Consider the following 16120-nt stretch of genomic DNA (forward strand, 5'->3'; position numbering starts at 1 on the left):
GAACTATTGATTCTTACAATCTACTGCCTACCGCACTTAGAACACGGTGAGGTTTGTAATTCATGTAATAACGAACCGCCACATAACCCACTACAAACGTTGCCACAATCAATTCTAGATAGGCTAGGTTGAAGACTTGATCCACATAGTGAGTTTCCACACCAACAGTTTGCATCCAAGCCGCCAATTTGAATAGCGCCGTTGCACCAATCACGATTGGGAATGTAAACGCCGCATAGCCAGGGCTGAATGGCAGACGAAGTAGTTTGAAAAACGCGATGTAAATAATAAACGTCATCAACACTGCAATGCCAAAGAGTAACCCAATGATCACTGGCGAAGGATTTGCCGTCACCGTTAGGTAGCCTGCTAAAGATAGACTTGCTGGTGCCGCCATAATCGCAATGGTTGGTTTTGCTGCGTCAGGTACTTCATAAGAGAAGATCAAACGGTAGATCATAAGAGGTAGCATTACGGCATAAACCAATAAACCAAAGACTAAAGTCGCGTGAGCAACGGGTTCTAAGATCGGGTTACCTGAAAAAGAAACGTCTGCCACGATAATACCGATTGGTGGCACAAACCAACTTGGCACCATGTGGTGAATCTCAAAGTTTTTAGCTCTGTGGTATAAGAAGCTCACCAAGAACACGACATGTAACGCTACCGAAGCGAGCCACACAGCTTCTTGTAAGAATTGAGAGATTGGAGCCAACGAAGCAGACACCACCATACAACCCATCGCGAATGTGGGTACAACACTGCCAACAACAGGGTGAGCAAGGTCTTCACGTAATAAGTGGCCGTGAATCAAAAATTTCACTGCTAAAACAAGAAGTAATACCGCCGCAATGCCAGCACTGATCCACTGCACCAAACCCGGTGTGTGCAAAATACCTTGTGCGACTAAAACACCATCCCAACACCAGCCTAAGCTTGCAATTGCGAGTGCTAACCCTGCCATGGGTGTTGGAGCTCCTGTTAATCTATATTTAATACGTTGAATCATGTCAGCCTCTCTTAAACTTAATTCACTAAACTTGTGAACTCATCAGCTTGTTGAAGCCATAATACGCTTGCGCTTCGTTAAACAATATCCAATTATATATAACAAATGTTCATTAATACTGAACGATACCTTTCCACCAGCAGCGTAAAACTAGGAACCTGATGGCTAATATTTCAATCAAACAACTCAAAGTGTTTGTCACTATTACCCAGCATTCGACATTGACCGCAGCCTCTGAGGCTCTGTTTCTGTCTAAGGCCGCTGTCAGCATGGCGCTAGGCGAAATGGAGAAACAACTCGGTCACTCTCTATTTGACCGGGTTAATAACCGATTAATTCTCAATCAAGAAGGACAAAAGCTTCTTCCTTTGGCGGATGAGATATTACATCGTGCCGCAGGTATTGATGTTTTGTTCCGTGATGATCAGCCTTTAAGTGGCAATCTAAAGGTCGGCGCGAGTGACACGATTGGTAATCAGGTCGCACCGTTTATTTTGTCTGGCTTTCGCGAACGAACTCAACATCAGGATCAAAGCTTGTTCATTTCAAACAGTGCTCTGATCTGCCAAAAGTTGGTGGATTATGAACTTGATATCGCGCTAATTGAAGGAAAAACATTACACCCTGAACTCATTTCGAGTCAGTTTAGCAGCGATGAAATGTGTATTATTGTTAGTAATCAACATCCTCTCGTTTCAAAAGAAAAAGTGACTTTAAGCGATTTAGAAGATAGTCACTGGATTCTACGTGAATCAGGCTCAGGGACTCGCGAGTTTTTCCTTCGTGCCGTCGCACCGCGTATCGAACACTGGTATGAATCCTTTGAACTCAACACCACCGAGGCGATCATCAATTCAGTTTCTGCCAATCTTGGATTCGCGTGTTTATCACGACTGGCGGCGCAACGAGCAATTGACTCAGGTCGAGTGAAAGCACTCGATGTCCCACTCGACATGAAACGACGTTTCTGGATGCTGGTACACAAAGACAAATACCAGAGCCCGCTGCTGAAATCTTTCATGAGTTATTGTGAAGACTGGGCTACACATCAAGATTGAGGCCGCATTGTTAGGGCTCCAACTGGACTTTTAACATCAGAAACTGTATAAAAAGCCAGTAAAATTTTATCAAACTTAGAGGATTAACCATGGCTGTTATCGTCAAGTACGTGGTCGAACGCAACGGAGAAGAGAAAATGACTTTTACCTCTAAAGCCGAAGCTGACGCATACGACAAAATGCTGGATATGGCTGATGAGCTTTTTGAACTATTAAGCAAAAGCGATTTAGTTGAAGATGAAGGCAAGCAAGAAGAGCTTGCTATGTACCTAGCGAAGAACAAAGAAGAAGTTCTTTACGCATTAGGTGCTAAGCGTAAACCAGCTCCGAAAAAAGAAAAGAAGCTTGAAGCTGTTGAAGACGCAGAAGAAGATGCCGCTTAATTAGCTGAAGTTTTCTAAAAAACGTCAATAATGTCTCTAATCAGAGCTCGTTATTGGCGTTTTTTTATACTTATCGAAATATAATGAACTCTGTTTATAGTCGAAATCGCTCTAAACATTCGCTTGCACAAAAGTGTGATTAAGATCTAATCTATAGCCATCAGGTGATGGGGTTCCACCTAAGCTTTTGCTTCAACCGCCCGTTCTTTTGAACCGTGCTAATGACTCCTACAGAATCGAAAACAGGTAATACTGTTGGATGTATCGCTACTCCTCCATTTTGGAATGGACTTAGTCTATTAAGACCGAGCTTCATGACAGCTTTGGATGATCGATACTCAAGATCTGTAGTGAATTAGCCGCACCTCTTCCAACACGTCCTGTTTTCTCAACGCCCTAGGTCTTAAATGGCTCTATCAGTGAGAAAACATTATGCACTACTCTTCAGAAATTCAATCAATGTGCCCTATTCAAAGGGGTGATCTTCACACTTCAGCTCCAATTCCAGTTGAAGGCGCTATGGTTAGTCCAAAAGATGTCATCGCTATTTCTGGTTTAAGCCATGGCGTAGGCACTTGTGCACCACAACAAGGTGCAGCAAAACTAACGCTGAACGTAAAAAACGGCATCATCGAAGAAGCGCTAATCGAAACGATTGGTTGTTCAGGCATGACTCAATCAGCCGCGATGGCAGCCGAAATTCTCACTGGAAGAACCATTATTGAAGCTCTGAATACTGACTTGGTGTGTGATGCGATCAACGTAGCGATGCGTGAAATCTTTCTGCAATTCGTTTACGGTCGAACTCAATCCGCATTCTCTGAAGGCGGCCTAGAAATTGGCGCAGCATTGGAAGACTTAGGTCAAACACAACGTAGCCAAGTAGGCACCAGCTATTCAACCTCAGCGAAAGGCGTTCGTTACCTAGAGCTTGCAGAAGGCTACGTGACCAAGCTTGCACTTGATGATCACAGCGAAGTGATTGGCTACGAATATCTCAACCTCGGCAAAATGATGAAGGCGATTAACCAAGGCATGCCAGCTAATGAAGCTGCTGACCTTGCGACGGGGACTTATGGTCGCTTCGATGAAGCCGTTACCACCATTAACCCACGCCAACACTAATTTTGCCAATTTAGAGGAAAGATATGATGAACACTCAATTTAATGAATCAGTAACTCGCGTATTGGCAGAAATGAACTTCGACTCTTTAGAGCAAGCGAACCAATACTGTCTATCACACAATGTCGACCCAAAAGCGCTAGTGATGGATACCCAACCTATTGCTTTCGAAAGCGCTGCCGATGCCTATATCCTTGGCTCAGCACTGGCGCTATTTCGCAAAGCCACCAGCGCAGAACAAGCTGCGAATATCATTGGTGAAGGCCTTCAAGCATTCACCAAACCCGGCAGTGTTGCTGAGCAACGCCAGGTCGGTATTGGCCACGGTGCATTGGCTGCACGTCTTCTAAATGAAGAAAGACACTGCTTTGCTTTCCTTGCGGGCCATGAATCTTTTGCTGCTGCAGAAGGTGCGATTAAAATCGCACTCAACGTCAACAAATCACGTCACAATCCATTAAAGGTAATACTCAATGGTCTAGGTAAAGATGCGGCTTACTTAATCTCTCGCATCAATGGTTTTACCTATGTTCGCACTCAATACGATTACCAAACGGGTGAACTTGTTGAAACCGAACGTCGCCGCTTCTCACAAGGCCCTCGCGGAGAGATCTTGTGTTACGGCGCTGATGATGTACGTGAAGGCGTGGCAATCATGCACCGAGAAAAAGTGGATGTGAGTATTACAGGTAACTCAACTAACCCAACGCGCTTCCAACACCCTGTTGCAGGTATCTACAAAGCAGAACGTACTCGCCAAGGTTTACCTTACTTCTCAGTTGCTTCAGGCGGCGGTACAGGTAGAACATTGCACCCAGATAACGTGGCAGCAGGCCCTGCGTCTTACGGCATGACAGATACTATGGGTAGAATGCACGCTGATGCTCAGTTCGCAGGTAGCTCTTCTGTTCCTGCTCACGTTGCAATGATGGGCTTCATCGGTATGGGTAACAATCCAATGGTCGGTGCGACGGTTGCATTGGCTGTAGCAGTAAGCGAATCTCAAAACGCATAACGACAACGTTGAGCGCCACGATCTATCCATAGAATAGAGTCAGTTAACTGAGAAACAAGCAATAACAGACGACCAAAACTCTACACCTATCACTAAAACCAAACAGCCAGCCTTATGCTGGCTGTTTTTTATTCACACTTACTCTACTATCTATTTCTAATAATTATTTGTATTTAACTGCATCTTTTCAAAGGAATAATATGAAAGAGCTCATCATTCATACCATTACCGTGTTCATGGGCTTTTTTGCCATTATGAACCCAATAGCTAATACGCCAATTTTTCTTGGATTAACCGGTGACAATGACAGGGAAACCGTTAAATCTATCGCTTTCCGTTCAGTGTTTATCGCATTCATCATCGTCAGTACTTTTGCACTCTCTGGCAAACTGATCTTTGACCTCTTTGGTATCACGCTGTACGCACTGCGCATCACAGGCGGCATTTTGGTCTTTTTGATTGGTTTCCACATGCTGCAAGGTGATTCAACACACGCCAAAGCAAAAGAGAAAGTGAACTCAGACGCCCAGAAAGACGCTGCTCTAAGTATCGCCGTCTCACCACTTGCAATGCCAATTCTCGCTGGCCCCGGCACCATTGCCACTGCGATGAACTTTGCCAGTACCGAGGGGGTCTATGAAACCATCATAACCATCGTCGCTTTCGGCCTACTATGTACCTTAACCTATATCTTATTTGTATTCGGCGAACGCTTCGTTAAAGCTGTCGGACCAAGTGCATTGAACGTGATAACCCGAATGATGGGTTTAATACTCGCCGTTATCGGTATGCAGATGTTGATTGAAGGGATTGAGCAGGCTTATAAAGCGCTATTTATTTAAAGAGTGTTGTTCATTTAAAGAACGTTGGTTATCTAACTTTGATATCAAATTTTGTTGAATTGCATCATTTTCTCATTGCAGAAAACTATCTCCAGAAAGACAAGCAATATCATTTTACAGACTTTATCCCGATGCGCCCTTTCATAACGAGGGCGCTCTCTTTATGATGAACGCAATTAAATTAACTTTGCTAACGGCAGCGCTTGTTATTCGAGCCGCTGTTATGAAATAGCAAAATCAAGACTCAACACATGGAGATTCAACATGGCTTACTTTTCACTAGCCTTCGGTACGGCAACCAAAAACCGCGACAATAAAATCATTGAAGCGTTCTTCCCTAACCCACTTCTAAACCCAAGCGACGCTCTTGTTGCGGCTGTTGGTGAAGTTGCAGGTTACACTGAAGGCAACCAAGCTATCGAAATCTCTGCTGCACAAAGCGCAGAACTAGCGAAAGCATTCGCAGCAAACGACGATGCAGCAAACGCATCTTTCGCAGAAAAAGCAGCAGCATCTGAGCAACCTCTTGTTCTTGTTGTTCTTGCGACTGACGAGAAGCCAGCATCAGTTGCTGAAGGCTTCCTTAAGCTGCAACTGATCTCTAACCGCCTAGTTCAACCACACGGTACGGTACTAGACGGTATCTTCGGTCTACTGCACAACATCGCATGGACTAACGAAGGCCCTATCGATCTTCCTGAGCTGGCTGAGCGTCAAATCGAAGCTCGCCTAGCGGGTCGCGCTCTGTCTGTAGATTGCGTAGACAAGTTCCCTAAAATGGTAGATTACGTGGTACCAACAGGTATTCGTATTGCTGACACTTCTCGTGTTCGTCTTGGCGCACACGTAGGCGAAGGCACAACAGTAATGCACGAAGGTTTCATCAACTTCAATGCGGGTACTACTGGCGTAAGCATGGTTGAAGGTCGTATCTCTGCGGGTGTTGTTGTGGGTAACGGTTCAGACATCGGCGGCGGCGCTTCTATCATGGGTACTCTGTCGGGTGGCGGTACTATGGTTATCTCTATCGGCGAAAACTGCCTACTAGGCGCAAATGCGGGTCTTGGTTTCCCAATGGGCGACCGTTGTACGGTTGAGTCAGGTCTTTACGTGACTGCGGGTACTAAGGTTCGCATGTTAGATAAAGAAGGCAACGAAGTAGAAATCATTAAAGCTCGTGACCTTGCTGGCGTTTCTGATCTTCTGTTCCGTCGTAACTCGATTACTGGCCAAATTGAATGTCTAGCGAACAAGTCTGCTGTTGAACTGAACAGCGAGCTACACAGCAACAACTAATCTAAGCTTTAGATGCTAAATTACTAGATACTAAAAAACACAAAGCCGCTGGGGTTAAATCCAGCGGCTTTTCTTTTATCTATATAAAACTGAAAGCGTTACACTTTCTCGGCAGCTAACTGCTCAAGCGCTTGAATAGAGGTTTCTGATACTAACGTACCATCCATGTAGTAACTGACCTTGTCGCCATCACGAACCCCCGTCAAAACGGCTTTCTGACCATCATTGTAGGTGATGTCCATACGAATCGTATTCTCATCGATTTGTTTCATCTCACCCCATTCGATCTGACGATTATTAAAGCCAAGTGGGGCTTCTTTTAGTGAATCGTCTAGGCTGTCGTTCACATCAATCATGGTATCGACTTTACTATCGAAGATATGAGGCGCGCCTGTGAGTGGGTTTTTCCCCGCCCAGAATTCGATCGAGTTAAACACGATGTAATCGGCTGCGAATGTTAAAGCGTAAACGGGAGCAAGCAAGAAGTTGACCCCAGCACGAGCGTAACGGTTATCTACAACCTCAACGTTGAACTTCATTAATTTCCCAGTAACGGCATTACTACCGACACACCCAGCTAACGACATGACAATCGCTGCCACTGCAACTGCTTTTGTGATTGTTGTTTTCATAGATCCCTCTTATACCACGATGATTGATTCGGTTTTTGCATAGCCAAACAGCAGTCTTCCTGTTCACGTACAGAAATTCATGGCCTAACAAATTGATTCCATAACATTTAGCGTAGTGGAGTTTTTTAGAACAGCAAACTGCAAACGTTAATTGTTTCGCTCTGGTTCCTAAAGAGTTGCCAATAAAAAAGCGCAGACCTTTCGGTCTGCGCTTTTATTAGTGTTTAAAACTATTCGGTTTTGTGAACCAGATTAACCCACATTCTTACGTGCGTTTTGGAACATACGCATCCAAGCGCCATTCTCGCCCCAACCTTCTGGAGACCAAGAGTTAGCAACCGTACGGAATACACGCTCTGGGTGAGGCATCATGATAGTCACACGGCCATCCGTCGTTGTTAAGCCAGTGATAGCGTTTGGCGAACCGTTCGGGTTATTCGGATATTGCTGCGTTTGGTTACCGTTGTTATCAACGTAACGTAGGGCAACCGTACCTGAATTTTCAATCGCGTTTAGGTGGTCATTGTCACGCACTTCTACGCGGCCTTCACCGTGAGAAACAGCGATTGGCATACGAGAACCTTCCATGCCGTTGAAGAATACAGAATCAGACTTCTGAACTTCAACTAGGCTGAAACGAGCTTCAAAACGTTCTGATTCGTTACGAACGAAACGTGGCCAGTACTCTGCACCAGGAATAAGTTCACGCAGGTTAGACAACATCTGACAACCGTTACACACACCTAGAGAGAAAGTATCTTCACGCATGAAGAAGTTTTCAAATTGGTCACGAGTAGAGTCGTTAAATAGAACCGACTTAGCCCAACCTTCACCAGCGCCCAGTACATCACCGTAAGAGAAACCACCACAAGCAACAAGGCCGTTGTACTCTTCTAGTACCGCTTGACCTGTTAGGATGTCGCTCATGTGAATATCAGTCGCTTCGAAACCTGCGCGGTCGAATGCTGCTGCCATTTCAACGTGAGAGTTAACACCCTGCTCACGTAGAATCGCCATTTTAGGCTTAGCGCCCGTGTTGATGTAAGGAGCAGCAATGTCTTCATTTACGTCGAAGCTTAGTTTCACGTTCAGACCTGGGTCTGAGTTGTCTTTCTTCGCTTCGTGCTCTTGGTCTGCACAGATTGGGTTATCACGTAGACCTTGCATCTTGTGCGTAGTTTCAGCCCAGATAGTACGTAGTTCAGTACGGTTACGTTGGATTACAACGTCTGCGCCTGACTTAATCACTACTTCGTCTGATGCTTCAACAGAACCAATCACGTGTGAACACGCTTCTAGGCCATTGGCTGCAAGAGTAGAAAGAACTGCGTCTAGGTCGTCGTTACGAACTTGAATTACCGCACCTAGCTCTTCGTTGAATAGTGCTGCTAGCGTATCTTCGCTGTTCTCTGATGCAGATAAAAGCGCTGCAATATCAGCGTTAACACCACAGTGACCTGCGAACGCCATTTCAGCTAGCGTTACGAATAGACCGCCATCGCCTTTATCGTGGTAAGCGACAACTTGGTCGTTCGCTACAAGTGCTTGAACGCCTTCGTAGAAACCTTTTAGTTGTGCTGCATTGTCTACGTCTGCTGGCTTGTCACCAAGCTGCTTGTAAACTTGCGCTAGTGCTGTAGCACCCATACGGTTTTTGCCGTTACCTAGGTCGATAAGAACTAGTGAAGTATCACCTTTGTCAGTGCGAAGCTGAGGCGTAATTGTCTTACGAACATCTTCAACACGTGCAAACGCAGTGATAACAAGAGATAGCGGAGACGTTACTTCTTTCTGCTCGCCGTTCTCTTCCCACTTAGTCTTCATCGACATTGAGTCTTTACCCACAGGGATAGTAAGACCCAGTGCCGGACATAGCTCTTCACCCACGGCTTTAACCGCTTCGTAAAGACCTGCATCTTCACCAGGGTGACCTGCTGGAGACATCCAGTTAGCTGACAATTTAATGTGTTTGATATCGCCGATGTTGGTCGCTGCGATGTTAGTGATTGCTTCACCAACCGCTAGACGAGCTGACGCGCCAAAGTCTAGAAGTGCTACTGGCGTACGCTCACCAAGAGACATAGCCTCACCGTGGTAAGAGTCGTAACTTGCTGCAGTTACTGCGCAGTTAGCAACTGGAACCTGCCATGGACCAACCATTTGGTCACGAGCTACAAGGCCTGTTACCGAGCGGTCACCGATAGTGATAAGGAATGTTTTCTCAGCCACTGTTGGTAGGCGAAGAATACGGTCAACCGCTTCGTTTAGTTCGATACCAGAACGGTCAATCGCTGGGTTGTTCGCTTTTAGCGTTTTCGCGTCACGGTGCATCTTAGGCGTTTTACCTAATAGGATGTCCATAGGCATATCGATTGGCGTGTTGTCGAAGTGTGAATCTTCTAATTTAAGATCACGCTCTTCCGTTGCTTTACCAACCACGGCGTAAGGTGCACGTTCACGTTTACAAATCGCGTCGAACGTTGCCATGTCTTTATCAGCAACCGCCATTACATAACGCTCTTGAGATTCGTTACACCAGATCTCAAGTGGGCTCATGCCCGGCTCATCGTTTGGCACGTCACGTAGGTTAAAGATACCGCCACGCTCGCCGTCGTCTACTAGCTCAGGAAGTGCATTCGAGATACCGCCCGCGCCCACATCGTGGATAAATGCGATTGGGTTCGCATCACCAAGCTGCCAACAACGGTCGATAACTTCCTGACAACGACGCTCCATCTCTGGGTTTTCACGTTGTACAGAAGCAAAATCTAAGTCTTCAGAAGAAGAACCAGAATCCATTGAAGATGCAGCACCGCCACCAAGGCCGATGTTCATTGCAGGACCGCCAAGAACGATTAGGCTTGCACCTACTGGGATCTCTTTCTTCTGAACATGATCATCACGAATGTTACCTAGACCACCAGCCAGCATGATTGGCTTGTGGTAACCACGTACTTCTTCACCTGCGTGAGAGTTTACTTTCTCTTCGTAAGTACGGAAGTAACCTAATAGGTTTGGACGACCAAATTCGTTGTTGAATGCTGCGCCACCAAGAGGACCTTCAAGCATGATATCCAAAGCAGTAACGATACGGCTCGGCTTACCAAAGTCAGTTTCCCAAGGTTGAACGAAGTTCGGAATTTTCAGGTTAGATACAGAGAAAGCAACCAGACCTGCTTTTGGCTTACCACCAATACCTGTCGCGCCTTCATCGCGGATTTCACCGCCTGAACCTGTTGATGCGCCCGGCCATGGAGAGATTGCCGTTGGGTGGTTGTGCGTTTCAACTTTCATCAAGATGTGTGTTTTTTCTTGGTGGTAGTTGTACTGGCGAGTTTCTGGATCTGGGAAGAAACGACCCACTTCAGAACCTGTCATTACCGCTGCGTTATCTTTATAAGCAGACAGAACGTGCTCTGGTGTCGTTTCAAAGGTGTTCTTAATCATCTTGAACAATGATTTTTCTTGCTTAACGCCATCGATAGTCCAATCAGCGTTAAAGATCTTGTGACGACAGTGCTCTGAGTTCGCTTGTGCAAACATCATTAGTTCGATGTCAGTCGGGTTACGACCTAACTTCTCGGTGAAGCTTTCAAGAAGGTAATCGATCTCATCTTCTGCAAGTGCAAGACCTAGGGTAACGTTTGCTTTTTCAAGCGCTTTACGTCCGCCAGTTAATAGGTCAACTTCCGCATAAGGAGCAGGCTCAGCCACGGTAAATAGTGCCGCCGCTGATTCGAAGTCAGTGAAAACCACTTCCATCATACGGTCGTGCAGGATTGCTTTCAGCTCAACAAGTTGAAGCTCAGAAAGTTCAGCAGAGGTTTCAATGTAGAAAGCAGTACCGCGCTCTAGACGTGACACTTTAGCCAGTCCACAGTTGTGTGCGATATCTGTTGATTTTGAAGACCAAGGCGAGATAGTGCCCGGGCGTGGCGTTGCAAGCAGCAGTAAACCTTCAGGTTCATGCTCTTCAATCGTTGGACCGTAAGTCAGTAGCTTTTCTAGCTTCTCAACTTCAGACTCATCTAGGTCTGCCGTTAGATCAGCAAAGTGGGCAAACTCAGCGTAAATACCTGTTACAGGTAAGCTTAATTCACGACAAAGCTCTAAAAGCTTGTTAACACGAAACTCAGATAGAGCTGGGGAGCCACGCAAAATTCTCATGTGCTTAGGTCTCTTATGCAGTTGATTAAGGTAGTATTGGAATAAATTCAGTGGGTTATAGGAACAACCTAACTGTTTTCTTCGAAGCTATTCCCGAAGGTTGCCAAACCTATGCCGATTCCACCTCTTCAATGCGAGCGCATTATAAAGCATTTCTTTTTGTGACGTAACACCAAAAGCAACCGTTTGCGTGATTTTTTTTATCTTTATGCGTAAATGGTACTTTTGCTGCATTTATCAGCACTTTTACAACTGTTTAAATAAACCTGCTTTGCCAGCCTTGCGGGGTTTGGTATAAAGGGGCTTCCACTTTTCGAGATTTCATTTTGATGCCTAAATTTACGCTCATCTTTTCGTCTAAGTTCCTTCTGCTTGCCATTGCCCTAGTTGGGTTGGCTGGATGCCAGATTGAGTCAGAACCTAAAAGTGTCCTTGAGCAGATACGAGAGCGAGGCGTTCTTCGCGTCGGCACCCTAAATAACCAACTCTCTTATTACATTGGTCCCGATGGCCCTGCTGGTTTGGATTACGAGTTAGCTCGTGAATTTGCGCAGGAGCTTGGTGTACAGCTTGAGATTAAACCCGCTTACCGTTTATCCGGCCTCTTTCCAGCCTTAAAGAAAGGCGAGATCGATCTTATCGCGACAGGGTTAACGCAAAACAATAACCTGACACGCGCTTATCGCGCTGCGCCCGCCTATTACTATGTAAGCCAGCAAGTGGTGTATAAAAAAGGACAGTGGCGCCCAAGAAACCTTCAACAACTGATCAAGTTCGAGAATAAGCGTCAAGCTGATTTCGTAAAAGCACAAACTGAATCAGAAGAAACGGCATCTACCGAAACATTGACGCCATCTTTGGTGGTAGTGAAGGACTCACATTTTGAGCCAACGCTAAAACAGATCCAGAACAAGCACGATGACTTTATCTACGATGCAATAGGTAATGCTGACATCAATGACCTGCTAAAAGAAGTCTCTACTGGTGAACGCTTGTTTACTGTAGCAGACTCGATTGAGCTGTCACTCGCACAGCGTTTGTACCCAGACGTCGCTTTGGCATTTGAGCTGACAGAAGACCAACCTATCTCTTGGTATTTACAGAAATCTGAAGATGAAAGCCTTTATGCATTACTGATTGAGTTCTTTGGTAACCTAAAACAGTCTGGTGAACTGGCTTCATTGGAAGAAAAATACATCGGCCATATCGGCACCTTTGATTACGTTGATACTCGTGCATTTATCCGCGCATTGGATAGCAAGCTGCCAAAATGGTCGCCGCTATTTCAGAAATATTCTCAAGAATTTGACTGGCGCTTGATTGCCGCTTTAGCATACCAAGAGTCACACTGGAATCCTGTCGCACGCTCTCCAACAGGTGTTCGAGGCATGATGATGCTGACACTGCCTACTGCGAAGAGCGTTGGTGTAACCAATCGTCTCGATCCGAAACAGTCGGTACAAGGCGGTGTTGAATACCTGCGTCGTATCGTGAATCGAGTACCAGATTCAATCACCCAACACGAGAAGATCTGGTTTGCGCTTGCCTCATATAACGTAGGTTACGGGCACATGATGGATGCTCGTCGCTTAACCAAAGCACAAGGCGGTGATCCTGATGCTTGGGGTGATGTGAAAGACAGGCTTCCTCTGCTAAGACAGAAGAAGTACTACAGCAAAACTCGTTACGGGTATGCGCGTGGTGATGAAGCAAGGAATTACGTTGAGAACATTCGCCGTTATTATCAGAGCATTATTGGCCATGTAAATAAGCGTAATAAAGAGGAAGAAGCGAGCCTTGAAGGTTTGGTCGTTATCCCACCTCTAGAGGTATCAGATGCTGAATCAACAATCAGTGAAACTGAATCCGCAGTGAACGACGCTGAGTCTTCCAAATAAAAGAAAAAGAGCAATGCCATTTAGCATTGCTCTTTTTTATTGCATCACGATAAATGACCAAAACAAACAAAACGCCTGCGATATCCAGAGTGTCATATTGCAGTAACAATCGAACTTTATAACGTCACACCATAAGCGACATAATGCTCTGTTGCATTCAGCTCTTAGCCATCACGATAGTGGTTCAGAAAACCAACGCTAAGTTCGTGGCAAAGCTTATAAGCAAATAACCACTATAATTAAAACTGAAGTCATACTTACAAAGCCAGACGACAAATAGGAAATCGTTGAAATGATGAAGAACAAACTGAAATCGAAACGCCTTGATAAGACCGTTGCTGCCAACCGTCGTAAGCGTATGCTTTCAAATAATAAGAAGAAGATCATTTGGCGCAACCGTGCTTTCATGCAGATGATTGCTGAGTAAAAGTAATGACCAAGTAAGTTTGCTTGGCACTCTTATGATTGAGAGTGCCGAAAGATCGCTGCTATTTTTTGTTACAGACCTTGTTCTTGTTACTTACCTTATTCTTATTACTTGCCTTGTCAGATTCTAAACGCTGCTCTTCCTGCAAACGCTCAAGCTTTCGCTTCTCTTTGATCTCTTTTCTACGGCGCTTAAAAAACGCCTGTAATTGTTCACGACACTCTTCCTCTAACAAACCATGCTCAACATCGGCATAGTGGTATGAGGCTTGGCTTTCAAAGAGATTCAATACCGTACCCGCCGCACCCGCTTTTAAGTCTGGAGCACCAAACACAATGCGCTTTACTCGGCTGTGTAATAAGGCACCCGCGCACATTGGGCAAGGTTCTAAGGTGACATACAAGGTGGTATCAAGTAAGCGATAGTTTTCCAAGGCTTGACCTGCTTTACGCAAGGTTTCGATTTCTGCATGTGCGGTTGCATCGTGGCAGCCAATCGAGCGGTTCCATCCTTCAGAGATAACCTCCCCATCTTTCACTAGAACAGCACCAACGGGAACCTCTCCCTCTTTTTCTGCTTGCTTAGCTACCTCGATGGCGCGTCGCATGAAGATTTCATCTTGAGGGCTGAATTGATGGTCTGACAAAGGGAGCTCCAGAAAACAAAGGATAAAAACGAAAATAGGTATGCGGTGAAGCATACCTAATCTTCGTGATAATGAACAATAAAGAGATAAGAGGCAATGAACAATCGCCGCTTACTGATTAGGCGGATCGCTAGCTATTGGCGCCTTCTATGTCATCGGCTATTTGCTTCGCTTTGATACTCACAATGCGATTGTTCTCAACAGAGATAACTTCAAACTGCCACTGCTGGTATTGAACAACTTCACCTGCATCAGGTAAGCGCCCTATTAACCAAGTCACTAGGCCATTCAACGTTTGGAAGCTCTCGCTTTCCCCCTCAAAATCCGACAGCTCTAAGCGGTTTTTCAGTTCACTGATAGGAATCAATCCATCCACCAGTAATCCATCTTCCACTTGCTCTGTCCAAAGATCTTTAGGGTTGTTCGATAACTCACCAGCAATCGCCTCTAGGATATCGTAATGAGTCACAAGGCCTTGAACATCGCCATATTCATCAACAATGAATGCCATCTCTGTACCCGACTCTTTAAAATAGCCAAGTAGACGTAAAGCCTTCATCGATTCAGGAACATAGATCGGAGAGCGAGATAGCCCCATGATCACTTGAATGTTTAAATTGCCCGCCTGATTCAATAAGGCTTTGGCTGACACCGTACCGACCACTTTATTGAGGTGGTCTTGGCACAATGGAAACACACTATGCTTTGAACTGCGCAGCTTTTTAAATCTCTGCTCAACCGGTTGGCTAATATCCAGAAAGTCGACGTCTCGACGTGGCGTCATCAACGAGCTCACCAAACGGTCATCAAGCTGTAAGATATTGCGAATCATCTCTTGCTCGCCACGTTCAATCACACCAGATTCCGAGCCTTCTTTCACGAGTGCATGAATATCATCTTCCGTCACACTGTCTTCTTCGCCACCACGTCCCATTAACTTGAGAATACCTTCCGTAGAAGCAGACAACGCAAACACAAACGGCGTCGCAATTTTAGATAACCAGAAGATAGGCAGCGCGACTAGCACAGCAATGTTTTCAGCTTGAGATTGAGCAAAACGTTTTGGCACTAGCTCACCTACAACAATCGCGAAGTAAGTAATACCCACAACGACTACCGTGGTAGACAGGATATTCGCTTGTGTTGGATCGAGTCCCCACAGTTCAAGTTGAACGGCCAGTGGAGCAGAAAGCGTCGCCTCACCCACAATACCGCTGAGTAGGCCGATTACCGTAATACCGATTTGAATGGTTGAAAGGAAGCGGGTTGGATTTTCTTTGAGCTCAAGAGCAACCTGAGCGGAGCGATGTTTTTCGGCTAAGCGTTTCAGCCGACTATTCTTTGCTGCTACCAGTGCAATCTCTGACATGGCAAACAGACCATTTAAAACAATTAACCCTACTAAAAGCAGAATTTTCATGTGGCTTGGATTTCCTAAATTTACCGGCCAACAATTAGCCGTAATCCGGAGTATAAGCTGAGTGCCTTTATTTTGAATATAAAAAGTTTTGGATATAGAAAGTTTGGGATATAAAAAGTCTTGGATAAAAAAAACAGAAAAAAATAGCAAAAAAAAGGTTCATCGCGGCTTTCCGGGGAAAGCCGCTTTTATCTTCAAGAAGAA

The 16120-nt window shown here is 45.3% G+C and carries 13 protein-coding genes and 1 riboswitch; of the genes, 8 read left to right on the forward strand and 5 right to left on the reverse strand.

Going from position 1 to position 16120, the window contains the following annotated elements; translation table 11 throughout:
• Nucleotides 1–13 precede the first annotated feature (13 nt).
• Nucleotides 14–1009: a TDT family transporter gene (locus tag ACED42_RS11010; RefSeq protein ID WP_371702555.1), complete on the reverse strand. Its 996-nt coding sequence runs from the start codon at nucleotides 1007–1009 to the stop codon at nucleotides 14–16.
• A 161-nt stretch (nucleotides 1010–1170) separates the two neighbouring features.
• Between ACED42_RS11010 and ACED42_RS11015 the strand changes: the two genes are divergently transcribed.
• From ACED42_RS11015 to dapD, 6 genes are all read left to right on the forward strand, one after another.
• Nucleotides 1171–2067 (forward strand): LysR family transcriptional regulator, encoded by an 897-nt coding sequence (locus tag ACED42_RS11015; protein ID WP_004735186.1) that lies wholly within the window; start codon nucleotides 1171–1173, stop codon nucleotides 2065–2067.
• Nucleotides 2068–2156: 89 nt separating this feature from the next.
• Nucleotides 2157–2450, forward strand: coding sequence for a YebG family protein (locus ACED42_RS11020; RefSeq protein ID WP_004735185.1), 294 nt, complete (start codon nucleotides 2157–2159; stop codon nucleotides 2448–2450).
• A gap of 154 nt (nucleotides 2451–2604) precedes the next feature.
• Nucleotides 2605–2688, forward strand: a riboswitch (Fluoride riboswitch).
• A gap of 194 nt (nucleotides 2689–2882) precedes the next feature.
• Nucleotides 2883–3575, forward strand: coding sequence for an iron-sulfur cluster assembly scaffold protein (locus tag ACED42_RS11025; protein WP_371702556.1), 693 nt, complete (start codon nucleotides 2883–2885; stop codon nucleotides 3573–3575).
• Between the two features lie 23 nt (nucleotides 3576–3598).
• Complete coding sequence (locus ACED42_RS11030; RefSeq protein WP_371702558.1) at nucleotides 3599–4588, forward strand: GGGtGRT protein; 990 nt, start codon at nucleotides 3599–3601, stop codon at nucleotides 4586–4588.
• A 200-nt stretch (nucleotides 4589–4788) separates the two neighbouring features.
• Nucleotides 4789–5430 carry a MarC family protein gene (locus ACED42_RS11035; protein ID WP_017101891.1) on the forward strand — a complete coding sequence of 214 codons (642 nt, stop codon included), beginning with the start codon at nucleotides 4789–4791 and terminating at the stop codon, nucleotides 5428–5430.
• A 264-nt stretch (nucleotides 5431–5694) separates the two neighbouring features.
• Nucleotides 5695–6726, forward strand: coding sequence for a 2,3,4,5-tetrahydropyridine-2,6-dicarboxylate N-succinyltransferase (gene dapD / locus ACED42_RS11040; RefSeq protein WP_009848346.1), 1032 nt, complete (start codon nucleotides 5695–5697; stop codon nucleotides 6724–6726).
• 98 nt (nucleotides 6727–6824) lie between these two features.
• Here the strand turns inward: dapD and ACED42_RS11045 are convergent, their stop codons facing one another.
• Together ACED42_RS11045 and purL are read right to left on the reverse strand one after the other, a co-directional pair.
• Nucleotides 6825–7358: a DUF3332 domain-containing protein gene (locus tag ACED42_RS11045; RefSeq protein ID WP_041472747.1), complete on the reverse strand. Its 534-nt coding sequence runs from the start codon at nucleotides 7356–7358 to the stop codon at nucleotides 6825–6827.
• Nucleotides 7359–7610: 252 nt separating this feature from the next.
• A complete protein-coding gene (gene purL, locus ACED42_RS11050) occupies nucleotides 7611–11525 on the reverse strand; it encodes a phosphoribosylformylglycinamidine synthase (RefSeq protein ID WP_371702560.1) in 3915 nt (1304 codons plus the stop codon).
• A 329-nt stretch (nucleotides 11526–11854) separates the two neighbouring features.
• On the opposite strand from purL, the gene mltF reads away from it, so the two are divergent.
• Nucleotides 11855–13423 (forward strand): membrane-bound lytic murein transglycosylase MltF, encoded by a 1569-nt coding sequence (gene mltF, locus ACED42_RS11055; RefSeq protein WP_032499857.1) that lies wholly within the window; start codon nucleotides 11855–11857, stop codon nucleotides 13421–13423.
• A gap of 292 nt (nucleotides 13424–13715) precedes the next feature.
• Nucleotides 13716–13850 (forward strand): hypothetical protein, encoded by a 135-nt coding sequence (locus tag ACED42_RS11060; RefSeq protein ID WP_010438952.1) that lies wholly within the window; start codon nucleotides 13716–13718, stop codon nucleotides 13848–13850.
• Nucleotides 13851–13911: 61 nt separating this feature from the next.
• Here ACED42_RS11060 and tadA read toward each other — a convergent pair whose 3' ends face one another.
• Both tadA and ACED42_RS11070 read right to left on the reverse strand, forming a co-directional pair.
• The gene (gene tadA, locus ACED42_RS11065; protein ID WP_017103935.1) at nucleotides 13912–14550 is read right to left on the reverse strand and encodes a tRNA adenosine(34) deaminase TadA; all 639 of its coding nucleotides are present in this window, start codon (nucleotides 14548–14550) and stop codon (nucleotides 13912–13914) included.
• A 76-nt stretch (nucleotides 14551–14626) separates the two neighbouring features.
• Nucleotides 14627–15916, reverse strand: coding sequence for a hemolysin family protein (locus ACED42_RS11070; RefSeq protein WP_371702562.1), 1290 nt, complete (start codon nucleotides 15914–15916; stop codon nucleotides 14627–14629).
• Between the last annotated feature and the right edge of the window lie 204 nt (nucleotides 15917–16120).

Origin of the sequence: Vibrio sp. FF145 (assembly GCF_041439075.1) — a bacterium.
Classification (GTDB): domain Bacteria; phylum Pseudomonadota; class Gammaproteobacteria; order Enterobacterales; family Vibrionaceae; genus Vibrio; species Vibrio tasmaniensis_A.